Annotated in this window: 24 protein-coding genes; 8 read left to right on the top strand and 16 right to left on the bottom strand. The window is 70.3% G+C overall.

Annotation, left to right across the window (positions count from 1 at the left end; all coding sequences use genetic code 11):
- Positions 1-131: 131 nt before the first annotated feature.
- The gene (locus MFF13_RS21020) at positions 132-770 is read right to left on the bottom strand and encodes a hypothetical protein (RefSeq protein WP_147831045.1); all 639 of its coding nucleotides are present in this window, start codon (positions 768-770) and stop codon (positions 132-134) included.
- A 205-nt stretch (positions 771-975) separates the two neighbouring features.
- On the bottom strand, positions 976-2130 hold the full coding sequence (locus tag MFF13_RS21015) for a cell wall hydrolase (RefSeq protein WP_238272901.1): 1155 nt from the start codon (positions 2128-2130) through the stop codon (positions 976-978).
- 403 nt (positions 2131-2533) lie between these two features.
- On the opposite strand from MFF13_RS21015, the gene MFF13_RS21010 reads away from it, so the two are divergent.
- From MFF13_RS21010 to MFF13_RS26500, 3 genes are all read left to right on the top strand, one after another.
- The gene (locus MFF13_RS21010; protein WP_238272900.1) at positions 2534-3100 is read left to right on the top strand and encodes a hypothetical protein; all 567 of its coding nucleotides are present in this window, start codon (positions 2534-2536) and stop codon (positions 3098-3100) included.
- Positions 3101-3170: 70 nt separating this feature from the next.
- Positions 3171-3401: a hypothetical protein gene (locus tag MFF13_RS26505; RefSeq protein WP_306422437.1), complete on the top strand. Its 231-nt coding sequence runs from the start codon at positions 3171-3173 to the stop codon at positions 3399-3401.
- A gap of 190 nt (positions 3402-3591) precedes the next feature.
- Positions 3592-3840 (top strand): hypothetical protein, encoded by a 249-nt coding sequence (locus MFF13_RS26500; RefSeq protein WP_306422436.1) that lies wholly within the window; start codon positions 3592-3594, stop codon positions 3838-3840.
- 254 nt (positions 3841-4094) lie between these two features.
- Here MFF13_RS26500 and MFF13_RS21000 read toward each other — a convergent pair whose 3' ends face one another.
- Positions 4095-4631 carry a hypothetical protein gene (locus MFF13_RS21000; RefSeq protein WP_147831497.1) on the bottom strand — a complete coding sequence of 179 codons (537 nt, stop codon included), beginning with the start codon at positions 4629-4631 and terminating at the stop codon, positions 4095-4097.
- Between the two features lie 125 nt (positions 4632-4756).
- On the opposite strand from MFF13_RS21000, the gene MFF13_RS20995 reads away from it, so the two are divergent.
- The 4 genes from MFF13_RS20995 (at position 4757) to MFF13_RS20980 (ending at position 8162) form a co-directional block, all read left to right on the top strand.
- Positions 4757-6148: an aminotransferase gene (locus tag MFF13_RS20995; RefSeq protein WP_147831495.1), complete on the top strand. Its 1392-nt coding sequence runs from the start codon at positions 4757-4759 to the stop codon at positions 6146-6148.
- Between the two features lie 202 nt (positions 6149-6350).
- Complete coding sequence (locus tag MFF13_RS20990) at positions 6351-6575, top strand: hypothetical protein (RefSeq protein WP_147753379.1); 225 nt, start codon at positions 6351-6353, stop codon at positions 6573-6575.
- A 161-nt stretch (positions 6576-6736) separates the two neighbouring features.
- Positions 6737-7654 carry a metallophosphoesterase gene (locus MFF13_RS20985; protein ID WP_147831493.1) on the top strand — a complete coding sequence of 306 codons (918 nt, stop codon included), beginning with the start codon at positions 6737-6739 and terminating at the stop codon, positions 7652-7654.
- A 61-nt stretch (positions 7655-7715) separates the two neighbouring features.
- On the top strand, positions 7716-8162 hold the full coding sequence (locus MFF13_RS20980) for an ABC transporter ATPase (protein ID WP_147831491.1): 447 nt from the start codon (positions 7716-7718) through the stop codon (positions 8160-8162).
- A gap of 15 nt (positions 8163-8177) precedes the next feature.
- Here the strand turns inward: MFF13_RS20980 and MFF13_RS20975 are convergent, their stop codons facing one another.
- From MFF13_RS20975 to MFF13_RS20930, 10 genes are all read right to left on the bottom strand, one after another.
- Positions 8178-8507 (bottom strand): type II toxin-antitoxin system HicB family antitoxin, encoded by a 330-nt coding sequence (locus tag MFF13_RS20975; RefSeq protein ID WP_147764154.1) that lies wholly within the window; start codon positions 8505-8507, stop codon positions 8178-8180.
- Entirely contained in the window at positions 8504-8764 is a 261-nt protein-coding gene (locus MFF13_RS20970) for a type II toxin-antitoxin system HicA family toxin (RefSeq protein ID WP_147831489.1), read from the bottom strand. The genes MFF13_RS20975 and MFF13_RS20970 overlap by 4 nt, the downstream gene beginning before the upstream one ends.
- Positions 8765-8841: 77 nt before the next feature.
- Positions 8842-10374, bottom strand: a complete 1533-nt coding sequence (locus tag MFF13_RS20965) for an acyl-CoA carboxylase subunit beta (RefSeq protein WP_147753374.1) — start codon at positions 10372-10374, stop codon at positions 8842-8844.
- Positions 10375-10547: 173 nt separating this feature from the next.
- Positions 10548-11342, bottom strand: coding sequence for an ATP12 family chaperone protein (locus MFF13_RS20960; protein WP_147831487.1), 795 nt, complete (start codon positions 11340-11342; stop codon positions 10548-10550).
- Positions 11343-11384: 42 nt separating this feature from the next.
- A complete protein-coding gene (locus tag MFF13_RS20955; protein WP_147753372.1) occupies positions 11385-12044 on the bottom strand; it encodes an HAD-IA family hydrolase in 660 nt (219 codons plus the stop codon).
- Positions 12045-12066: 22 nt separating this feature from the next.
- The gene (locus tag MFF13_RS20950) at positions 12067-12438 is read right to left on the bottom strand and encodes a hypothetical protein (protein ID WP_238272878.1); all 372 of its coding nucleotides are present in this window, start codon (positions 12436-12438) and stop codon (positions 12067-12069) included.
- 262 nt (positions 12439-12700) lie between these two features.
- Entirely contained in the window at positions 12701-14212 is a 1512-nt protein-coding gene (locus tag MFF13_RS20945) for an RluA family pseudouridine synthase (RefSeq protein WP_238272877.1), read from the bottom strand.
- A 136-nt stretch (positions 14213-14348) separates the two neighbouring features.
- Entirely contained in the window at positions 14349-15596 is a 1248-nt protein-coding gene (locus tag MFF13_RS20940; RefSeq protein ID WP_147754126.1) for an Hsp70 family protein, read from the bottom strand.
- A 71-nt stretch (positions 15597-15667) separates the two neighbouring features.
- Entirely contained in the window at positions 15668-16009 is a 342-nt protein-coding gene (locus tag MFF13_RS20935; RefSeq protein WP_238272876.1) for a GlpM family protein, read from the bottom strand.
- Positions 16006-17319 (bottom strand): replication-associated recombination protein A, encoded by a 1314-nt coding sequence (locus MFF13_RS20930; RefSeq protein ID WP_147831481.1) that lies wholly within the window; start codon positions 17317-17319, stop codon positions 16006-16008. Before MFF13_RS20930 ends, MFF13_RS20935 begins: the two co-directional genes overlap by 4 nt.
- A 273-nt stretch (positions 17320-17592) precedes the next feature.
- On the opposite strand from MFF13_RS20930, the gene MFF13_RS20925 reads away from it, so the two are divergent.
- Entirely contained in the window at positions 17593-19170 is a 1578-nt protein-coding gene (locus MFF13_RS20925) for a putative bifunctional diguanylate cyclase/phosphodiesterase (RefSeq protein ID WP_147754124.1), read from the top strand.
- Between the two features lie 80 nt (positions 19171-19250).
- Here the strand turns inward: MFF13_RS20925 and MFF13_RS20920 are convergent, their stop codons facing one another.
- The 3 genes from MFF13_RS20920 to MFF13_RS20910 form a co-directional block, all read right to left on the bottom strand.
- On the bottom strand, positions 19251-20744 hold the full coding sequence (locus tag MFF13_RS20920) for a Do family serine endopeptidase (protein ID WP_147831478.1): 1494 nt from the start codon (positions 20742-20744) through the stop codon (positions 19251-19253).
- A gap of 143 nt (positions 20745-20887) precedes the next feature.
- Entirely contained in the window at positions 20888-21724 is an 837-nt protein-coding gene (locus tag MFF13_RS20915) for an alpha/beta fold hydrolase (RefSeq protein WP_147831476.1), read from the bottom strand.
- A gap of 197 nt (positions 21725-21921) precedes the next feature.
- A complete protein-coding gene (locus MFF13_RS20910) occupies positions 21922-22452 on the bottom strand; it encodes a Ros/MucR family transcriptional regulator (protein ID WP_147754128.1) in 531 nt (176 codons plus the stop codon).
- Positions 22453-23283 lie beyond the last annotated feature (831 nt).

Genomic DNA, 23283 nt, shown 5'->3' with positions numbered 1-23283 from the left:
CTCGCCTCCCGCTGCTTGTCGGGGGGACCTGTGGCGCAGCTTCCGCGAAATCAACCCGCCGGGGGGGCCGGCTCCGGCAGGTCGTGGCGTTCACGTCAGATCTCATGGGTTTCGACCCATGAGACTGGGCATCAGTAGCCGTCGTAGACGCTGCCCGAGGAGAAGCCGAGGCCGACGCCGATGTCGGCCGAGCTCGCGCCGGCGATGCCGACGGCGTCCGGGATCGAGCCGATCCGCGGGCCGCCGAAGCCGCCGCCCTGGTAGCCCACGCCCTGGTAGCCGCCGCCGTAACCGCCGCCACCGTAGCCGCCGCCACCGTAGCCGCCTCCGACCGGCACCCAGCCCGAGCGGGCCGGCGCGACCAGGACGCGACGGCTCACGCTGGCGTATTCCGGCGGGATCGTCTCGGGGATGGACTGGGCCGGCTGCACCAGCACGCGGCGGTGCTGAACGGTGTATTGCGGCGGGGTGGTGACCCAGCAGCCGATCAGCTCGCCGTAGGGGCCGCGGCGGGTCTGCCACGAGCGGCCGCCGGGCGAGACCATCACCCGCTCCGACACGGTGTCGTAGACCGGCGGCGTGGTGCGGTAGACGGTGCGGGGCGGGCGCACCAGCACGTTCTCCTGCACGGTGTCGAACACCGGCGGGGTCGAGACGTGGCGGTAGCACTCGGAGCCGTAGCAGCCGCCGGCCGAAGCGGGCGATGCGACGAGGACGGCACCGGCGAAGGCGGCGAAGAGCAGGGTGTTTCGGGCGACCGGCGCGGTCATGACGGCTTCCTCTGATACGCGGAACGAGTGGGATGACGCGAAGGGCGCGCTCATCTCGACGCTCAAGAGGCCGTCGGGTTGCTGTACAAGCAAGCACTATTGGAAAGTAGGGTAAAATTAACCCTCGATCCGGACTACGTAGTTACCGTCTACGTAAGTAAATCCTCGCTAAATTTGATCTCGGAAACCGGCTCGTCTTCCGGCCTTACGTCTGCCCCGGCTTGAGTTCGTAGAAGATGTGCCGGCCGATGACGTCCATCTTGCGCAGGCGCCGCGACCAGCCGGGCTTCACGTAGTCGGCGTGGTAGTGGGTCGCGTCGCCGACCTCGGCGAGGTAGGTCCGCCCCTCGATCACCGATTGCGCGATGCGGGTGGCGGTGGCCCACGAGCCCGAATCGGTGATGCGCAGGGCCTTGCCCTCGCAGGCGAAGGAGAACTGGCAGCCCATGTAGCGGTGGCGGTTCTGGTAGACGACCCCGCAGACGTTGGACGGGTAGAGTCCGCTCTTCACGCGGTTCAGCACCACCTGGGCGACGGCGGCCTGGCCGGCTTCGGGCTCGCTGCGCGACTCGAAGTACACGGCCTCCGCGAGGCAGCGCTGTTCCTTGTCCATGGCGTCCGGCCCGATCAGGTCGGCGTAGCGGTGGCGGGCGTCCTCGGGGACGGATTGGACCGCCGGCGCCTCGGCCCGGTCGGTGCGGATGGTGAATCCCGGCAGCATCAGGCTGGCCGAGGCGACCTCGATCGGGGTGGCGTCGGCCGGAGCCGGCGTCGTCGAGGACAGGGCCACGGCGCGCGGCACCGGCGGCGTCGAGCCGTCGGAGCGGCGCTCCTCGTCGGCCTCGGCCCGTGCGTCGTCCTCGGCGGTCGTGCCGGGATCGGCGCGTCCGAGGCCGAGGTCGGGCACCGGCACGAAGCCGGCCTCGGGTTCGAGGTCCGGGTTCCAGGTGGCGGCGCCCGGCGTCAGCAGGCCGGTGACGTTGCCGGTGAGGTTGGCGAAGAGCAGCGAGGCGCCGGCCTCGCGCAGCGACGCGGCCGTGCGCTCGAAGCTCGGCCCCGGCGCGCGCGCCGGATCGCCCTTGCCGCCGCGCTGGACGATCGGAAAGACCCGCGCCTCGGCCTTGAGGTCGGCCTGCAGCGGCTCGTCGCCGACGCGGCGGCGGATGCGGACGGCGTCCGCCCGCTCGATGGTGAGCATCGCGCCGGCGCCGTCGCGGCGCAGGCTCGCGCCGATCAGCACGGTGCCGGCGGGCAGCGCCGGAACCAGGCGCACGTCGCTCTCGACGAGCCGGCTGGACCCGAAGCTGGTCTCGGTGCCGGCGCTCGCCGTGAAGGAGACCAGCAGCCCGAGGCCGGCCATCCAGGGCGTGAAGGCGGTGCCGAGCCCGATGAAGCTCCGTCCGCGTCGTCCTCGTCTCGTGCCCACGCCGAACCGACCCGTACTCGATAAGCCACACCCGACGATCCTCCCGGCTGGTTCCGGTGCGAGGATGGCGGTCGGGAATTTATCGCGCGGTATGGTTGCGGAGGGGTTAAGGGCGGCCGATCGACGGTTGCCCCGGGGACTCCTGGCACCACCGCTTTGACGATGCCGGTCGCTCGAAGCCGCCGTGGTTTCGGCGGGACATCCGAGGATCGGTGCCCTTCGCTTTCGACGTATGGCCGGGAAGGAAGGTCGAAGCGTATCGCCCCGTTGACGCGCATCTCTCCCCGTGACCGAGTGTCCTTAGTCCTAGGACAGAGGACGTACGCGCATGAGCGTAATGAAGAGCCAGGATGTCGTCGTCCTGTTGAAGCTCGTGAGCCTTCAGCAGGAGGAAGAAACCGGCGCTGACGGCATCCGATCGCACCTCGGGGCCGAGGCGCCCTATTCCGTTCGCGGGCTCGAATCCCAATTGGGGATCAGCAAGACCGAGATCGGCGCTTCGTTCAAGCGTATTCTTTCAAATGGCATGGCGATCAAGGATCGCACGACGGGTCGGCCGAAGCCCAATCGCCGAAATCTCTACGACTTCATCGTTCATGGCCTGAAATTCGTGTTTCCTGCCTCGCCCGGGGCGATGACACGCGGGCTGCCGACCGCGTTCTGCGCGCCGATGTTGAAAAGCGCACTCTTGAGCGCCGGCAATTACATCTACGTCTGGCCGGACCCGGGAGGGCGCGATATCGGCCAATCCGTCTCGCCGTTGTTCAAGAGTGTTCCGGAGGCGGCGCGTAACGACGTGCGTCTCTACGAAGACCTCGCCCTCGTCGACGCCATCAGGCTCGGGAACCAGCGCGAGGCGGGCTTGGCGAAGGAACGGCTTTCGAAACGGCTGCTCGGGACATGAGCGTTCGGGGTCGATTGCTCGAGATGCTGACGCTCGTCGCCAGGCTCTTGGTACCGATCTCCGCCCCCGGTTGGTCTTCGTCGGCGGTTGCACGACGGCCCTGTTCATCACCGATGCGGTCACCCTCGAAGACGTCAGGGCAACGGACGACGTGGACTTGATCGTCGATCTGGCCGGTTATCCGGCATGGGCCGCCTTGCAGGCACGATTGCGGACGAAGGGTTTCGTCGAAGCGTCCGAAGACTCGGTCATATGCCGAATGACGCTTTCCGGCCTCAAGGTCGACGTGATGCATCGATGATGCGAACATCCTCGGCTTCGCGAATCGATGGTATGCCAGGGGAATTGCGACGGCGACCGATTGTCCGCTCGCAAAGGAAACTATCATCAAAATACTGAAGCCCGAGTTTTTCCTCGCGACGAAGTTCGAGGCATACCTCGGTCGCGGCGGAGGAGATCTTCTCGGCAGCTGTGATCTGGAAGGTGTCCTCTTGGTCGTCGATGGACGTGAAGAGATCGTCGACGAGGTTCGGCGGGCCGACGCCGACATTCGCCGTTTCATCGCAGAACAATTCGGGGCGCTGCTCGAGAAACAGGATTTCGATTATTGTCTCGAAGGCAACATCCGTGGTCCTGCGGGCCGGTCGATGTGGTCCATGCGCGCATCATGGCCCTGTGTGACGACGGCGATTGAGAAGGCGCCGGACCTCAGCCGGCGGCCGGTGCCACCTGTCAGCTGACGGATTACCGAAGGGACCGACGTCGGGAAGGGCGCGGCGGAAGCTCGCCCCGTTCGAGCAGTCAGGCGCGACCGGTCAGGCGCGACCGGTCAGGCGCGACCAGTCAGGCGCGACCAGTCAGGCGTAAGTGTAGCGACAGGGGTTCCCACAACCGGAGCAGTTTCGCGCAAGGTGTAGGAAGGCGTGCACAGGGCGACCTCGACCACGCGACGAGGCAAGTCACCGTCCGTGATCTCGGCACCACGAAAGACGCGCTAGGCGCCGCGGACCACCTCGATCTCGAAGGTCGGCCCCCGCGAGCCCATGCGCTCGCGCATCACGATGCGGTCGTCGGCCGTCAGTGTCCCGAGCGGTACGTCCCGGTCGGGCAGCACCACCGTCGTCGCCTTGTCGAGGTGGACGAGGACGTGGCGCTTCATCGGCAGCGAGGATGCGGCCCAGGCCTTCAGCTGGCCGTAATACGGCTCGCGCGTCCAGGCCTTCGGTTGGCCGGGGTCGACCTGCACGTTCATGTTGCGGCTCACCGGATCGAGGCTGAGCACCATCTTGGCGCGGTCGGGCTTCCATTCGGGGCCGAGCCAGCTCTCGGTCATCCACAGGCAGTGGAAGGCGCGGCAATGGTCGGGCCGGTCGGCGTGGATCGCGCAGCCCCGCCCGGCCTTGGTGTGGCGGCACCATTGCCCGGCGAGGCTCTCGACGGCGGGCACGTCGTAGACCTTGCAGCACAGGGTGCAGGCGCCGCAGGCCCGGCCGGGGGCCGGCGTCGCGACGATGGTGGCGGGATCGAGCATCGCGTCGCGGCGTCTGGGTTACGAAAGGGGCGCGGCCCGAGGCCGCGCGAACGTGTCGGGGTACCTGAGCCCGCATCGGGTCGGTAGTGTGGCGGGCCAACGCGCCACAGCACCGGATCGCCCGCATGCTCTCGAACCTCGCCGTCCGCGACGTCGAAACCCTGATCCACCCCTACACCAACCTCGACGCGCACCGCAGCGCCGGCCCGCTGGTGCTGGAGCGCGGCGACGGCGTCCACGTCTACGACACCGAGGGGCGGCCCTACATCGAGGGCATGGCGGGCCTCTGGTGCACGGCGCTCGGCTATTCCAACGGCGAGCTCGTCGAGGCCGCCCGCGAGCAGATGGCCAAGCTGCCCTTCACCCACCTGTTCTCCGGCCGCAGCCACGACCCGGCGATCGAGCTGGCCGAGGTGCTGAAGGAGCTGATGCCGGTCCCGACCTCGAAGATCTTCTTCACCTCGTCCGGCTCGGAAGCCAACGACACGCAGGTCAAGCTGGCCTGGTACCTCAACAACGCGCTGGGCCGGCCGAAGAAGAAGAAGATCATCGGGCGCCAGCGCGGCTATCACGGCGTCACCATCGCCACCGCCTCGATGACCGGCCTGCCGGCCAACCACACCGACTGGGACCTGCCGCTGCCCGGCTTCCTTCATGTCGGCTGCCCGCACTTCTACCGCTTCGCCGAACCCGGCGAGACGGAGGCCGCCTTCTCGCAGCGGCTGGCCGACGAGCTCGAGGCCACGATCCTGCGCGAGGGGCCGGAGACGGTGGCCGCCTTCATTGCCGAGCCGGTGATGGGCGCCGGCGGCGCCATCGTCCCGCCGGAGGGCTACTTCGCCGCGATCCAGGCGGTGCTCGCCCGCTACGAGGTGCGCTTCATCGCCGACGAGGTGATCTGCGGCTTCGGCCGCCTCGGCACCTGGTTCGGCAGCGAGGCTTTGGGCATGCGCCCCGACACCCTGTCCTTCGCCAAGGCGCTGACCTCGGGCTACGTGCCGCTCGGCGGCGTCTCGGTGGACGAGCCGCTCTACGAGGCGATGCGCGCGCAGAGCCTGAAGATCGGCACGTTCGGGCACGGCACCACCTATTCCGGCCATCCCGTCGCCTGCGCCGTCGCGCTCAAGACCATCGAGATCTACAAGCGCGAGCGCATCGTCGAGGGCGTGGCAGCCAAGGCGCCGCACTTCCAGGCGCGGCTGTCGCGCCTCGCCGAACACCCGATCGTCGGCGAAGCCTGCGGCCTCGGCCTGATCGGCGGGCTCGAGATCGTCGCCGACAAGGCGTCGCGCCGGCAGTACGAGCCGAAGGCCGGAGTCGCCGCCCGCTGCGTCGCCTTCGCGCAAGCGGAAGGGCTGATCGTCCGGTTCCTGATGGGCGACCGCATCGCCGTCTGCCCGCCGCTGATCATCACGGCCGACGAGATCGACGCCCTGTTCGACCGCCTCACCCGGGCGCTGGACCGGACCGCCGACTGGATCAGGGCCGAGGGGCTGGAGGCAATGCCGGCCGCCTGACACCGGATTTCGTGTGCGTCGAATGCTGCGATGCGGCGGCGATTTCTTAAGCCTGCGTTCATGCCGACTGCATCCTTATCGATCATCCGCCGGCTCCAGATCCGGCGGATGATCTCGAATCGCTCGCCATCGCCCTGGAGCGGCGTGGGGGCAGCATGCGGCGGCGCCATCGCCGTGCGAACGACCACAGGACGGAAATCCCATGTACGCCCCCGATGCGATGCAAGGTTCGGAGACGCAGGCCCAGGCACAGGAGCCCGAGCGCCGGCAGATGGACCAGGCCGAGGCCCGCTACGGCTTCCGCCCCCTCGCGCTTCCGGCGCTCGCCGCCGCCGCCCACTCGGTGAAGCCGGCCGGCAAGGCCGCCCCGCGGACCAACCTCAAGGGCGTGCTCGGCATCGTGCACGAGGACGTGCCGCTCGACTGAGCGATCCCACGATTCGGGAGCATGATCCGGTCCGCTTTCTGCGGTCCGGTTCAGGGTTTCTCGACGGGTTCGCGTCATCGTCGTTCGCGTCCAGGTCCACGCCGCGCTTTCGCCGGAGTGTGAGGCCAGGGATGCTCGACCGACGCGAACCCGAGGCTTTCATGCTGATCCTGCCGAGCCGCAGGCAGGTCCTGACCGGTCTCGGCGGCACGCTGGCCGCGGCGGGGCTGTCCACCGGCGCCTACGCCTTCGGGGTCGAGCCGCTGCACCGCCTCGTGGTGACCCGCTACGCCCCGCGCCTGCCGCACTGGACCCCGGGCCTCTCCCTCAAGGTCGCGGTGCTCGCCGACTTCCACGTCTGCGAGCCGTTCATGCCGCTCGACCGCGTCGCCGAGATCGTCGACGCCACGAACGCGCTGGCACCCGACCTGATCCTGATGCTCGGCGACTATCCGGCCGCCGGTCGGATCGCCTGGAAGCGCGTGCCGCTTCCCGATTTCGCCCGCATCGCCGCGGGCCTGCGCGCGCCGCTCGGCACCTACTCGATCCTCGGCAACCACGATTGGTGGGACGACGCGGAGGCTCAGGCCGCCCGCGGCGGCGTGCCGGAAGCGCGCCGCGTGCTCGAGGCCGTCGGCATCCCGGTGATGGAGAACGACGCCCTGCGCCTGACCAAGGACGGGCACCCGTTCTGGGTCGCCGGCCTCGGCGACCAGCAGCCGTTCCTGATGTTCGACGACGACAGCGGCCGCGACGACCTGCCCGCGACGATGGCCAAGATCACGGACGACGCGCCGGCGATCCTGATGATCCACGAGCCGGACGCCTTCGTCGACGTGCCGGAGCGCGTGTCGCTCACGCTCGCCGGCCACACCCATGGCGGGCAGATCCGCCTGTTCGGCCATTCGCCGGCGATCCGCCCGATCCACGGGCACGACTATTCCTACGGCCACGTGGTCACGCAGGGCCGCCACATGATCGTGTCGGGCGGCTTCGGCGTCAGCCGCATCCCGGTCCGGCTCGGCGTGCCCCCCGAGATCGTGCTTCTCGAACTCGGGGACGGTCCCGCGACGGCCTGAGCGGCGAGACGCCTCAGGCGCGGGCGCTGGCCGTTTCGGGCCGACACGCTAGGTTCGCCGTATGCGCGCACTTCTCGTCGGCCTCATCCTCGCCCTGCCCGCCCCGGCGCTCGCCGACGAATGCGGCGACCTGATCGACAAGGTGGCGAAGGAGACGGCGGCGAGCCCCGGCAACCGCAGCACCGACTTCGCCAACTTCTCGGCGGGCGACGGCACCACCCTGACGCTGTCCTGCGGCGGCCCGCAGCTCTCCTCGGTCGGCGCGCAGTTCCGCGGCGAGGCCCCGCCCGACGGCTACTACGCCCTGTTCGGCAAGGCCGGCCACGCCGTCACCGGGATCGGCGCCAACGTGATCGAGGCCGCCGCCCACAAGGCCCGCGAGGCCGCGAGCCGCCTGCGCCACAGCAACGTCGACGCCGGCGGCGCCCGCATCACCTGCTCCGTCTCGGGCACGGACAAGGGGCCGCTGACCATGTGCGCCGTGATCGAGCACAGCGACCGGAGCTGAACGCGGCGGGCCGTCTCAGTCGGCCGCCTGCTCCAAGGTGCGGGCGACCCACTTGTTGAGGCTGATCCCGGCCCTGCGCGCCGACGAGACCAACGCGCGATGCAGCCCCGGCTCGACGCGCACGACGAACTGCCCGGAATAGGCCTTCGCGGGCTCTTCCCCGCGCTCGGCGCAGAACGCCAGGTAATCCTCGACGCTGTCGGCGAGCGCCTGCTTCAACTCGTCGACGGACCGGCCCTGGAACGTGATCACGTCGCGGAGATCCAGGATCTCGCCGTGAAAGAGGTCGGCCTCCGGGTCGTATTCGACGGACGCCTCGTAGTTTCGATACGGCATCGTCGTCATGGCGTGACTCCGGCCTCGAACAGGACGCGTCGCACCGACTTGACCGCGCCCTCGTCCGTCTCCTTCTGCGGATGGGGCCGATGGCATACGGCGCGCACGCCGTTCAGCGCGACCCGGATTCGCGATCCCCGGCCCTCCGTGACCTCCGCGCCGCAGGCGATCATCAGGGCCTCGATGTCGGTCCAGACGACGCCCGAGCGCACTGGGTCGGCGAGGATCGCCGCCAGCGTCGCCCGATGCCGCCCGCTGAGCTTCATATGATATCGAAAGCCAGTATCACACGTCGGCGCTCCCCGATGCGAGCGCCGACGTGTGCGACGATCTCAGCCCGTCCTCAGAGCGGGATGTTGTCGTGCTTCTTCCAGGGCTGCTCCATCTCCTTGGTGCGCAGCATGCCCAGCGCCCGCGCGATGCGCTTGCGGGTGGAATGCGGCATGATCACCTCGTCGATGTAGCCGCGCTCCGCCGCCACGAACGGCGACAGGAAGCGGTCCTCGTACTCGGTGGTCCGGCCGGCGATCTTGTCGGCGTCGCCGAGCTCGCTGCGGAAGATGATCTCAACCGCGCCCTTGGCGCCCATCACCGCGATCTGCGCGGTGGGCCAGGCGTAGTTCAGGTCGGCGCCGACGTGCTTGGAGGCCATCACGTCGTAGGCGCCGCCGAAGGCCTTTCGCGTGATGATGGTGACGAGCGGCACCGTCGCCTGGGAGTAGGCGAAGAGCAGCTTGGCGCCGTGCTTGATCAGGCCGCCGTATTCCTGCGCGGTGCCCGGCAGGAAGCCCGGCACGTCGACGAAGGTCACGATCGGGATCGAGAAGGCGTCGCAGAAGCGCACGAAGCGGGCGGCCTTGCGCGAGGCGTCCGCGTCCAGCACGCCCGCCAACACCATCGGCTGGTTGGCCACGAAGCCGACCGTGCGGCCCTCGATCCGGCCGAAGCCGGTCATGATGTTGCGGGCGTAAGCCGCCTGGATCTCGAAGAAGTCGCCCTCGTCGACCACGCGGCGGATCAGCTCGCCCATGTCGTAGGGCTTGTTCGGGTTGTCCGGGATCAGGGTGTCGAGCGACTTGTCGAGGCGTAAGGGGTCGTCGAAGCTCTCGATCTCCGGCACGCCGTCGATGTTGTTGGCCGGCAGGAAGTCGACGAGGCGGCGGATCTGAAGAAGGGCCTCGACGTCGTTCTCGAACGAGCCGTCGGCGATCGACGACTTCGTGGTGTGGACCTTGGCGCCGCCGAGCTCCTCGGCGGTGACGACCTCGTTCGTGACGGTCTTCACCACGTCGGGGCCGGTGACGAACATGTAGCTCGTGTCGCGGACCATGAAGATGAAGTCGGTCATGGCCGGCGAGTAGACGTCGCCGCCCGCGCACGGGCCCATGATGACGGAGATCTGCGGGATCACGCCGGACGCCATGACGTTGCGGCGGAACACCTCGCCGTAGCCGCCGAGCGCGGCCACGCCCTCCTGGATACGCGCGCCGCCGGCGTCGAAGATGCCGATGATCGGGGCGCGCATCTTCAGCGCCATGTCCTGGACCTTGACGATCTTGGCGGCGTGCGTCTCCGACAGCGAGCCGCCGAACACCGTGAAGTCCTTCGAGAACAGGAACACGGTGCGGCCGTTGATGGTGCCCCAGCCGGTGACGACGCCGTCGCCGGGGATCTTCTGCTTCTCCATCCCGAAATCGGTCGAGCGGTGCTGCACGAACATGTCGAACTCTTCGAACGACCCGTGGTCGAGCAGGAGTTCGATGCGCTCGCGCGCCGTGAGCTTGCCGCGCTTGTGCTGGGCGTCGACCCGCTTCTCGCCGCCGCCGAGACGGGCGAGCGACCGGCGCTCCTCGAGCTTTTCCAGGATGTCCTTCATGGGTCGAGCGGTCCTGCCTCAGGCGTAGGGAGTTCTTGTTCCTTGCGCAGGCCGCCCGATCAGGACGGCGTGCCCAAGCTTGAACAGCGCCTTAGCATGCAGTTCCGCGCCGGGGAATTGAACCTGTTTTGGCCCGGCGAAAAGCCGAATTTTCCGGTCCGCGCGAGCTGCGCCTAGCGGGCCAGCGCCGCCACCTCGGCGGCGGCCAGGAACTCGACCTTGCGTCCGGCGAGCCGCGTCGCGGCGTCCTCGTCCGCGCCCCAGACGGCGGTCTGGTAGGTCTCGTCGACGTGGGCGGCCTCCCAGCCCTCCTCAGCGGTGAGGCGCCCGGCGAGCACGGCCAACGCGATCAGCAGCGATCCGCTCAGCGTCGTCAGGGTGTGGAAGGCGGCGAGCCGGAACGGGTCGTCGATCGCCGAGACCGCCGCGCGCAGAGCCGTCACCGAATCCTCCGGCTGCGTGACGTGCATCACGCCCTCGCTGAGGATCAGCCGGGCGCCCAGAGCCTCGCGCGCCCAATCGAGGATCGGGTCCCAGGCTTCTGCCTGCGCCGCCACAAGCCGCTCGGGCGTGCCGGCGCGGTAGGCGACGAGGTCGGTGCCGGCATAGGGCCACAGGTCCTCGGCCACGGCCGCCATGCGCGGGGCGACGCCGTCGATCGCGGTGTTGATCAGCCGCGTGAACGGCATCTTCGCGGGGTCGATGGTCTCGCCTTGCGCCGCCCACTCGGCGGCGAGGCGTTCGGCCAGCGCCCGCGTCGGCGCCGCCAGCGGGTTGCGCGCCGGGGTGTTGGCCGGGCGCCCGTCCAGCGTCAGGCGGAAGCCGCCTTCGCCCTCGGCGAACCCGGTCTCCTTGTAGAAGCGCTTCGGCAGCACCGGCTTGCCGTGGTCGCGCACCGCCCGCATCGGGTCGGGGCGCGGGGTGTCGGAAGGCTGTCCCAGCCAATCTTGGGTGACGTCGTCGCTCATGGCTCGGAGATTAAGGGATCGCGCATGGTTTCGCGAGCCCGCTCAGCGCTCCGCGGGGTCGCGGAACAGGTCCCCCAGGGCCGCGGCGGTCTCGACCACGGTCACGGCGCCGGCGCCGAACAGGGCGCCGGGCGGATGGTAGCCCCAGGCCACGCCGACCGCGGCGGCGCCTGCCGCCACCGCCATCGCCATGTCGTAGGAGGTGTCGCCCACCATCACGGTGGCGGAGGGGCCGACGCCCGCTTCCGCCATCGCCTGGTTCAACATCGCCGGATCGGGCTTGGAGGGGGCGTCGTCGGCGGTCTGGGTGGTGGAAAACCAACCCTCCCAGCCGTTGAAGGCGACGAGGTGGTCGACGCCGCGCCGCGACTTGCCGGTGGCGATCCCGAGTCGCACGTCGTCGCGGGCGTGCAGGCGCGCGATCAGTTCGCCCATGCCGGGAAACAGCGGCTCCTCGTAATCCGGGTCGAGGCGCAGCGCGTTGAAGGCGCGCTTGTAGCTCTCCGACAGGGCAGCGACCGGGCCGTCGTCGCCGACGAGGCGGCGGAAGGCCTGCGGCAGCGACAGGCCGACCACGGAGAGCGATTCGGCGCGGCTCGGCGCCGGCAGGCCGTTCTCGGCGAAGGCCGTGCCCTGCGCGGCGACGATCAGGTGCTGGCTGTCGACCAGCGTGCCGTCGACGTCGAAGACGACGAGCTTCACGCGCCGGGACGGCGGGGCCGCCTCACGGCTTGCGCTCGGCTGGCGCGGGCGCCGTCATCGGGGCGGGCGCGGGGGCCGAGGCCGGCGCCTGTTGCTGCAACGGCTGCGATTGCTGCTGCTGCGCCGAGGGGGTGCGCGGCCGTTCGTAGCCGAGCTTGCACCGGATCAGGAAGCGGCGGCGGCGGCCGCCCTGGAGCGCGCGCGCATGCGAGGCGCGGTTGCAGGCGGCGTAGGAGCGCCGCCGCTTGTCGCCGGCGCGGACGCCGGGCGGGCCGGCGCGGCCGAGCGACGGCTGCGCCTGGGCGCCCGGGGCCGCAGCCGGGGCGGCAATCGAGAGGGTCTCGGGACCGATCACGCAAAGGGCGGCGAGGCAGGCCAGCGTCGTGAGCTTCATGTCGATCGGGTCTCACCACGGGGTCGAGTTAGGCTCGGGGGTCGAGTTAGGCTCGGGGGTCGAGTTAGGCTCGGTCGCGCGCAGCGAAGGGCCGGCGCTTCGCTGCCGTTCGAGGATATGAGCCTCGCGGGGCGGTTGCCAACCCTCGCGGCGCCGCAGAGCACGACGCGCGGGCCGCCTTCGCGATCACGAACGCTTGGCCGCGCGCCTCCGGGGCGTCGCCGATTTGGCCGCGCGCCTCCGGGGTGTCGCCGATTTGGCCTCACGCCTCCGGCGCGTCGACGATCGGGTCGTAGCGGGCGGCATCGAAGCCGAGCAGGTTCCAGCTCTGCGCCATGTGCGGCGGCAGAGGCGCGCTCACGTCGATCGGCTTGCCGGTGCGCGGATGCGGGATCACGATCCGGCGGGCGAGCAGGTGGAGCCGGTTCTGGATGCCGCCGGGGAGCGCCCAGTTCTCGACCGAGAAATACTTCGGGTCGCCGACGATCGGGTGTCCGATATGGGCCGCGTGCGCGCGCAGCTGGTGGGTCCGCCCCGTCACCGGCTTGAACGACAGCCACGACACCTTCTGCGCCGCCTGGTCGACGGTGGCGTAATAGGTCAGCGCGTGGGTTGCGCCCTCCTCGCCGTGCTGGGCGATTCGCATGCGGGCGTCGGCGTCGGTCGGCTCCTCCTTGACGAGGTAGGTCGAGACCCGGCCCTGCGGCGTGCGCGGCACGCCGGCGGTGAGCGCCCAGTAGATCTTCCGCGCCGCGCGCGAGCGGAAGCTCTTGGCGAGCGTCGCCGCCGCGACCCGGGTCTTGGCGACGATCAGGCAGCCGGCGGTGTCCTTGTCGAGGCGGTGGACGAGGCGCGGCTTCGAGCCGTCGGGGCCGGCCAGCGCCTCCAGCAGCCCGTCCACGTGCCGGACGGTGCCCGAGCCGCCCTGCACCGCGAGGCCGAAGGGCTTGTTCAGCACCATCATGTCCGCGTCCTCGTAGAGGACCAGCGAGCGGATGAATTCGGCGTCGTCCTGGTCGCGGACCGGGTTGCGCGGGCGGTCGGCCGGCTGGTCGAGCTTGAGCGGCGGCACCCGCACGGCCATGCCCGGCTCGAGCCGGTCGTTCGGCTTGGCACGCTTGCCATCGACGCGCAGCTCGCCCTTGCGGACGATGCTCTGCACGCGGGCGAAGGGCAGTTGCGGGAAGCGGGCCGTGAGGAAGCGGTCGATCCGCATCCCGGCCTCGTCGGGTTCGACGGTGAGCGTCTGCACGCCGGAGGCGAGCGTCGCCGAGGCCGCCGCGCGCTGCTGGCGCCGGGTCGGGCCCTCGACGGGCGCCGCGGGGGCGTCCTCGACGGGGCGCGGACGGGCGGCTCGGGCGAGGCTCGGACGCGCGCGGGCCGGCGCGCCGTCCGCGTCCCCCGACCCGGGGGGCGGAGCTCGCCGAGGCGCGCGGGCGGGCCGGGGCGCCGGCTCGGCACCCTCGACCTCGCCCCAGGGCGAGCGCGCGGTCGCGTCGTCGCCGCGCAGCTGGGCCGCGCGCTGGGCCGCCGCCAGGGCCGAGGTGCGCGGGCCGGTGCCGGCCCGCTCCGGGCGGCCGAACCGGGTTTTTCCGGGCGCGCCGGAGCGGGGGCCGCGGCTCGCGCCCTTGCTCGCCGCAGCCTTGCCCTCGGCGGATTTCGGCGAGGGCGGCCGGCCGGAGCCCTTGCCGACGCTCTTGCCTGCGCCTTTGCCAAAGCCCGTCCCCGGACCCTTGCCCGAACCCTTGCCGCCGCGTGGTGGATTGCCTGTCATGCAAGCGCGTTAACACCCGCCCGCACCGGCGACAATTCGCGCCGCCCGCACGGCAGGCCGGCGTCGGGTCGTCCTGCCGTTCGGCACCGTCGGGGATCCGTCGGTCGGCAGCCCTCGGGGGCTGATGCCTTCGCCCTCACGCCGACCGGCGGATCGCCTCGAGGGTAAGCCCGATGCCGACCGAGCCGAAGGTGTCGCCTTCCACCACGCGGGCGCCCGGCAGGCAGGCGGTGAGTCCCTGGCGGACATGCGGCAGGCCGGTGGAGCCGCCGGTGAGGAACAGCGAATCGATCCGGTCGGCGGTGAGGCCCGCCTGGGCGAGGCAGCGCCCGACCCGCTCGGAGATCCGCGTCGCCAGGGTGTCGGTGTGGGCGACGAGGGCGGTCCGGTCCACGGGGGCGGCGAGCCCGGGCTCGACCCAGTCGAGGTCGACGTCCGAGGCGCCGTCGTTCGAGGCGGCGATCTTGGCGCCCTCGACGGCGATGGCCAGCGAATGCCCGCGCTCCAGCTCGACCACCGTGCGCAGCCGCTCGACGAGGTCCGGCCGCGCGCCGTCGCGGATGATCTCGGCGATCTCGCGCAGGGTCTTGGGGTTGTAGAGCCGGTTGATGCTCGACCAGGTGGCGAGGTCGTGGAAGTAGGCGTTCGGCACCAGCAGCTCGGCCCGCTTCATCGGGCTGCCGAGGCCGAGCAGCGGCATCACCGTGCCGAGACTGAGGAAGCGGTCGAAGTCGGTGCCGCCGATGCGCACGCCGTCGTTGGCGAGGATGTCGTCGGCTCGCTCCGCCTTGGCGTGACGCTCGGGCGAGAGGCGCACGATCGAGAAGTCGGAGGTGCCGCCGCCGATGTCGGCGATCAGCGCGATCTCCTCGCGCCGGACGCTCTGCTCGTGGTCGAGCGCCGCCGCGATCGGCTCGTACTGGAACGAGACGTGGCGGAAGCCGATGCTTTGCGCGATCTCGCGCAGGGTGTCCTCGGCCCGGCGGTCGCCCGCCGCGTCGCCGTCGACGAAGTGCACCGGACGCCCGTGCACCACGGTGTCGAAGGTCTCGCCGGCGGCGGCCTCGGCCCGCGCCTTCACCGCGCCGAGGTAGCGCCCGATCACGTCGCGGAAGCGCACGCGCTCGCGGCCCACCGGCGTCGTCTCGTCGATCAGCCCCGAGCCCAGCACCGACTTGAGGCTGCGCATCATCCGGCCCGGCGTTCCCTCGACGTAGGCCTCCGTCGCCGCCCGCCCGATCACCGCGGCGCGGTTCGGCTCGAAGAAGATCGCGCTTGGGATGGTGAGGTGGCGCCCCTCCAGGGGAACGAGGCGCGGACCCGCCGGGGCGCGGTGTCCGAGCGTCGTGTTCGACGTGCCGAAATCGAGGCCGCAGGCCGCCATCAAGTGTCGTCTTTCGCCGGTGTTCGTGGGGGCGGCTGCCCTACAGGCTGGCGGGCGCGGGGTCCAGCGCTTCAGAGCCAGCGCGGCCCGAGGAACAGCGCGAGCGCGACCACGAGCCAGGCGCAGAGCCCGCCGAGGAGCGCCAGGCGGTAGTCGAAGGATCCGCCGATCCACCACGCCACCGCGAGGAAGACTAGGTAAGCAGGAATCGTGCGAAAGCCCGCCAGGCAGGTCTCGCGGAAGGCGCCGGCCTCGCCCTTCGCGCCGACCGCCAGCAGGGCGATGATCGCGAAGGTCGGCGCCAACGGCAGGATGCCGGGCAGGACGTTGCCGCGACGCGACGCCAGCACGATCGCCATCGTCACGAGGCCGCCGGCCACGCCTTTGAGCAGGACGTCCACGGCGCCGATCACCCCTCCCCGCGCCGTTCCCGGCGCAGCTCTTCCCAATGCGCGAGCCGGTCGCGGTAGCGGCTTTCCATGCCGCGGTCGGTCGGCATGTAGAGGTGCTGGCGGCCGAGCCGTTCCGGCCAGTAGTCCTGGCCGGAGAACGCCTCCGGCTCGTCGTGGTCGTAGCGGTAGCCCTCGCCGTAGCCGAGCCGCTTCATGAGCTTGGTCGAGCCGTTGAGGATGGTGCGCGGCGGCGGCAGCGAGCCGTGCTCCTTCGCGATGCGGGTCGCCGCCTTGTAGGCCTCGTAGGCCGCGTTCGATTTCGGGGCGCAGGCGAGGTAGATCACCGCTTGCGCCAGCGCGAGTTCGCCCTCGGGGCTGCCGAGGAAGTCGAACGCGTCCTTGGCGGCCGTCGTGATCACCAGGGCCTGCGGGTCGGCGAGCCCGATATCCTCCACCGCCATCCGCACCAGGCGCCGGGCGATGAACAGGCGGTCTTCGCCGCCGTCGAGCATCCGGCACAGGTAGTACAGGGCCGCGTCCGGGTCCGAGCCGCGCACCGTCTTATGCAGCGCGCTGATCAGGTTGTAGTGGCCCTCCTGCGCCTTGTCGTAGATCGGCGCGCGGCGCTGGACGAGGGTCTGCAGCACCTCCGCGTCGAGGATCTCGTCGGGCTTGGCCGAGCGCCAGATCTCCTCGCACAGAGTCAATGCCGCGCGCCCGTCGCCGTCGGCCATGCGGACCAGGACGCCCCGGGCCTCCTCGGTGAGCGGCAGCGCCTGGCCGGTCAGGTCCTCGGCCCGGGCGATCAGCTTGGCGATCGCCGCGTCGTCCAGCGCCCGGAACAGCAGGACCCGGGCGCGCGACAGCAGGGCGGCGTTCAGCTCGAAGGACGGGTTCTCCGTCGTCGCGCCGACCAGCGTCACCGTCCCGTCCTCCATCACGGGGAGGAAGGCGTCGAGCTGCGCCCGGTTGAAGCGGTGGATCTCGTCGACGAAGAGCAGCGTCCCCTGCCCCGTCGCCCGGCGCTTGCGTGCCCCCTCGAACACCTTGCGCAGGTCGGGCACGCCGGAGAAGATCGCCGAGATCTGCTCGAAATGCAGGTCGGTCTCGTGCGCGAGCAGGCGCGCCACGGTGGTCTTGCCGGTGCCCGGCGGTCCCCAGAACACCAGCGAGCCGAAGCTTTTTCCGCGCAACAGCCGCGTCAGCGCCCCGTCCGGGCCGGTGAGGTGGTCCTGGCCGACGACCTCGGCGAGCGTGCCCGGCCTGAGCCGGTCGGCGAGCGGACGGGGCGCCGAGGCGTCGAGGCCGGCGGTTGCGAAGAGGTCGGGCATGCCCGCATCAACACCCTGCGGCCCACGCTCGGCAAGAGGCGCCGCCCGGCAGAAGCCGACGGAAGCGCGCCGCCGGCCACCCGGCCGGGCGGAGCCCGTGCGACACCATCGCCGCAACCGTCTTCGTTTCGGAAAACACCCTGTTAACTCAAGCGGACGAAGTGTTCGTCCGGACGCAGCGAAAGCAACGGTGACGCCGCGAGCGGCCGTGCCGCGTGAGAATCCCTTAAGTCCACCGGTGGTCTTGTCGAGCCCGCTCACGGGGGACGACGCATGATCCGGAAACGCGGCAGCTGGGGAGAGGGAGAACTCTACGAGGCCCTGTGCCTGCTGATGATCTGCGGCTGCCTGTGGATCATCGGCATCCAGTTCCAGGTCTTCTCCAGCCTCAACGCCTTCATCCACGCCAACGACCTCTCGAACGCGTTCATGCTGGTCGCCCTGATGGGCCTGGCCGTGTTCGCGGCGAGCCTGCGGAAATCCCTGCTCCTGCGGGTGGCGATGCGCGAGCGCGACATCACTGCCGCCGAGGCCGAGGCGGTGGCGCGCCACGACGTGCTGACCGGCCTCGCCAACCGCCGCCTGTTCCTGGAGACGCTGGAGCGCCGCCGGGCGGCCGCGAGCCTGGTCCCGACGCAGGCCGTGCTGCTGGTCGACCTCGACCGCTTCAAGCCGGTCAACGACATCTACGGGCATGCGGCCGGCAACGCCGTGCTGTGCGCGGTGGCCGAGCGCCTGTCCGCCCTGACCCCCGAGGGCGGCCTCGCGGCCCGCCTCGGCGGCGACGAGTTCGCGCTGCTCGTGCCGCTCGACGGCGGCAGCGACGGCCTGTCCCGCCTCGCCCAGGCGGTGATCGCCTCCATCGCCGCGCCGATCCAGTGGCAGGGCAACGAGCTGAAGGTCGGCGCGACCATCGGCATCGCCCTGATCTCGGCCGACCAGGCCGACGCCGACGTGGTGCTGCACGCCGCCGACCTCGCCATGTACCAGGGCAAGAAGGACGGCCGCGGCGTGTTCCGCGTGTTCAAGAGCGCGATGGACCTCGAGCTCAAGGCCCGCGCGCAGCTGGAGAGCGAGTTGCGCGAGGCGATCGCGAACGGCGAGATCGAGCCGTTCTACCAGCCCGTGGTGACGCTGCCGGAGAAGACGCTGGTCGGCGTCGAGGTGCTCGCGCGCTGGCGTCACCCGGTCCGCGGCCTGCTCGCCCCGGCGAGCTTCATCGGGATCGCCGAGGAGACCGGCCTGATCTCCGAGCTCAGCATGAAGCTCCTGCGCCAGGCCTGCCTCGACGCCCGCGACTGGCCGTCCCACTTCCAGCTCGCGGTGAACATCGCGCCGCAGCAGTTCCAGGACCGGTGGCTGTGCGAGCGCATCCTCGCGATCCTCACCGAGACCGGCTTCTCCCCGAGTCGCCTGGAGGTCGAGATCACCGAGACGGCTCTGGTCCAGGACCTGGAGGCGGCCCGCACGACCCTGACCTCGCTGCAGAACCTCGGCGTGCGCATCGCCCTCGACGACTTCGGCACGGGCTATTCCAGCCTCTACCACCTGCGCGAATTGAAGTTCGACAAGCTCAAGATCGACCGCACCTACGTCGACACGATCACCATGAGCGCGGAACGGGCCAAGCTCGTCGACGCGATCATCAAGCTCGGCGCCAGCCTCGGGCTCGTCACCACCGCCGAAGGGATCGAGACCGACGCCAGCGTCGACTGGCTGTCGGACCAGGGCTGCGACTACGGCCAGGGCTACCTGTTCGGCGCGCCGATGCCGAAGGAGGCGATCACCGCCCTGATCGGGGCGCCGGTCGAGGAGATCCAGGCCAAGGCCCTCGCGCTCCAGGCCGCCTGAGCGAAGCCCAAATCCGCCATCCCGAAGGGATCGACCGAATTTTGGTATGAAGGCCGGGCTTCGGCCCGTCTTGCCCCGCCTCAGCCGCCGAACATCGAGGTCAGCACCTCGCCGTTGCGGTTGATCGCGACCTCCCAGGCGTTCTGGACCGTGCGGGTGGCGCGCTCGACGTCCTTCGTCGTGGAGACCGGCTGGCCGTTGATCGAGACCAGCATGTCGCCCTTCTGCAGGCCGGCGCGGGCCGCGATGGAGTTCTCGTCGACCGCCTGCACCGCGACGCCGTCGACGGGGAAGTCCACCAGCATCTCCTCGGCCACGGCGGGCGAGGTGTTGATCAGCGTCGCGCCGAGGAACGGCGAGCGGGTGCGGACCTTGAGCACGTCGCGCGGCCGCGTCTCGGGCGCCGGCACCAGCTTCACCGGCAGGGTGCTGCGGCTGGTGCCGCGCAGGATGCCGAACTTGGTCTGGCCGGTGATGCCCTTGAGCGCGAATCGGTAGCCGAAGGCTTCCGGGTCGTCGACGTTTTGGCCGTCGACGGTCAGGATCAGGTCGCCGCGCTTCAGCCCCGCCTCGTCGGCCGGGCTCTTGGCCTGCAGGCTCGCCACGAGGACGCCGGTCGGGTGGTCGAGGCCCATGCTCTCGGCGATGTCCGGCGTCACGCTCTGGACGCGCGCCCCGAGCCAGGGCCGCCGCACGGTGGTGGCGCCGTTCTTGGCGGTCTCGACCACGGCCTTCACCATGCTCGCCGGGATCGCGAAGCCGATGCCGTGGCTGCCGCCGGACTGCGAGTAGATCGCGGTGTTGATCCCGACCAGGTGCCCGCGCAGGTCGACGAGCGCGCCGCCGGAATTGCCCGGATTGATCGCGGCGTCGGTCTGGATGAAGAACTGGTAGTCCGACGAGCCGACCTGGGTGCGCGCCAGCGCGGAGACGATGCCCTGCGTCACCGTCTGGCCGACGCCGAACGGGTTGCCGATCGCCATCACGAAGTCGCCGACCTCGAGGCCCTCCGAATCGCCGAACGGCATCGCGACGAGGCCGCCGGCCGGGTTGGTGATGCGGATCACGGCGAGGTCGGTGCGCGGATCGCGCAGCACGATCGTCGCCTCGAACTCGCGCCGGTCGGCCAGCGAGACGCGGACCTCGTTCATGTTGTCGATGACGTGGTTGTTGGTGATGATCAGGCCCGACCCGTCGACGATCACCCCCGAGCCGAGGGATTTCTGCGCCCGCTCGCCCGGGGAGCCGCCCTGCCCGCGCCCGCCTTCCGCGCCGAAGAACCGGCGCATGAACTCGTCCATGGCGCTGGTGCGGGCGTTGGGCCGCTTGTCGATGTGCGAGGCGTAGACGTTGACCACCGAGGGCGCCGCCCGCTTCACGACGGGGGCGAAGGAGAGCTGCACCTCGCCCTTGCTTGCGGGCGCCGCCTTGTCGGGCGTCGCGAGCCGGGCCGGCGGCGCGTCCGAGGTCTTGTCGGGCGTCTTGTCGGGCGTCCTGGCCATCTGCGCGGCGGCGGGGCCGCCGGCCAGCATCAGCGCGACGGCCAGGGCGGCGAGGGAAGACGGATGGGGCATGCAGGACTCCGGGCGCTCGAGGCCGTCGGGGCGCCGGGCCGTCCGCGCGGTGGGACGGCCCGGACCGACATGCGATCGCGGCCTGTCTATCGCGGTCGAATGCGGCGCGCGAGAGCCCGGTCCGCCGGCCCGCGCACCGCGGCTCAGCCCTTCAGAAAGGCCAGCAGGTCGGCGTTCAGCCGCTCGGCGTGGGTGAACGGCACCGCGTGCGGCGCGCCCTCGTAGACCACGAGCGTGGCGCCGGGGATCGCGGCGGCGGCTACTTTGCCCGACACGTCGATCGGCACGGTCTGGTCGTCGTCGCCGTGGATTACCAGGGTCGGCACCCTGAAATGCGTCATGTCGCCCCGGAAGTCGGTGGTGCCGAAGGCGGTCACGCAGGCCGTCGTCGCCTTGGGCGAGGCCAGCATCGCCAGGTTTCCGGCCCAGGTCATCGTCTCGGCCGAGACTGGGGAATGGAACACGCCGGCGCCGAAGAAGGTCTTGGCGAAGTTCGCGAGGAAGGCCGGGCGGTCCTTCCGGAGTCCGTCGATCATGCCCTGGAAGACGCCGCCGTCGACGCCGTCCGGGTTGTCGCCGGACTTGAGCATGTAGGGCGTCACCGCCGAGACCAGCACGGCTTTCGTGACCCGTGCGCCCGCGTGGCGGGACATGTAGCGCGCGATCTCGCCGCCGCCCATCGAGAAGCCGACGAGGGCGACGTCCTGGAGGTCGAGGCCGTCGAGCACCGCCTTCAGGTCGTCGGCGAAGGTGTCGTAGTCGTAGCCGGTCCAGGGCTGGTCGGACCGGCCGAAGCCGCGCCGGTCGTAGGCGACGACCCGGTAGCCGGCCTCGGCCAGCGCCGGCATCTGGTGCTCCCACATGTCGGCGTCGAGGGGCCAACCGTGGATCAGCACCACCGGCCGGCCGGTGCCCCAATCCTTGACGTAGAGCCGGGTGCCGTCCCCGGTCCGGATGAAGGCCGTGTCGCGGATGGCCATGTCTCGCTCCTGCTCGGATATCCGTCGGCGGCTGTCGAACGATGCCGGGACGCCTGTCGCGGACGGGAAGCAACCGGCCGCGTCGAACGTTCCGAGGGAGCGGACCCCATGACGCCGGATGGCCGGAGGCGCGCTCGCGCCTCCGGCCATTCGATGCCGTGGAAGTCCTGGAGAGTCCTGCCGAAGCGGTGGGAGCCTCAGGCGTCCTTCTTCTTCCGGGCGGCGCGGGGCTTCTTGGCGGGGGCGTCGGCCTCGCTTTCGGCTGCCGCCTCCTCGGTGACCACCGGCTCGGGCGCGGCGGACTTCGCCACGTTCTTGCGGCGCTGCTGGCCGAGGCCCAGGGCGCGGGCGAGTTCGGAGCGCTGCTCCGAATAGCTTTGCGAGGTCATCGGATAGTCGGGCGCGAGGCCCCACTTGGCGCGATACTGCTCGGGCGACAGGCCGCGCAGGGTGAGATGCCGGCGCAGGGTCTTGTACTGCTTTCCGTCCTCGAAGCTGATCAGGTAATCCGGCGTCACCGAGCGTCGGATCTCCGGCGCGGTCGCCTTCGGCGGCCCGACCTCGGCGACCGGCCCGTTGGCGCCCGAGACGCCGACGATCGCCTCGTGCACATCGCTCAAGAGCTTCGGCAGTTCGACGCTCTGGACGTGATTGTTGCTGACATAGGCGGAGACGATGTCCGCGGCCAACGTGATGAAACGGGCCCTGTCGACGTCTGGTTCGCTCATGTTGTTCGGTCCGTCATTGTGAGTTCGAATGATAGTGCCGACCGTAAGCTCAGTTTTGTTGGCGGGCAAGATTATTTCGTGGTTTTCGCCCGTTTTTCGAGGAAATCCACCGGGATCGGCGGTACTCCGGCGCTATCCTCTGATCAAGAGCCGCGGCGATGCGCACAAACGTTCGGGAATGTAGCCCGGATTGAACTAAATTGTGCGCAATTGTCCGTCTGTGCCCTATTGAGCGAACGTTGTTGGGATAAATTGCCGGTGTCGCGCGCGCATCGATTGTGCGTGTCCGAACGCCGAACGCCGTATCGATGAGGTAGCCCTGGGATGCATTTTGCCGCGTCCGCCCCCGACGCGGAGTTGCACGGTGCGACGATGTCCGGATCGAAAGACGGCGCGATCTTCACGCCGAACATCGCGCGAGCGCGCTGCGCGGTCTAAGTCCGACCAATCGATGGACGGCCCGGGCCCAGGAGCGGCATCGGGCTCGGATCCACGTCGAAGCCATCCGGGGAGCGACCGGACGGGCTTAAAATTGGAGCGTGGTAGTGTGGGAAAGGCTTGCTGGGGCGAAGCCGGCGCGTGCGCGCGGCAGCGTCGGCGACCGCTCGATCCTATTCGACCCGGTAGTGCCGCCCCGACGCGGCGCCGCCTCGGCCGGGCTCGCCCTCGGCGCCTGGGGACGACGGCGAGGGCTATGCGGCGGCGTTCGGCGGCGGCGCGGGTCCGGTCGGCGCCTAGCGTGCGTAGGCGTAGACGGATGCGGCGGAGGCGACGGGTCCTGCGACGGTGGAGAAGACGCTGACGACCTTGGAGACTTCGGTGAAGGGGGCG

This window comes from Methylobacterium cerastii (assembly GCF_022179125.1).
GTDB lineage: Bacteria > Pseudomonadota > Alphaproteobacteria > Rhizobiales > Beijerinckiaceae > Methylobacterium > Methylobacterium cerastii.
Note: the sequence above shows the minus strand (reverse complement) of the source record. Positions and strands in the feature narration are given on the sequence as shown.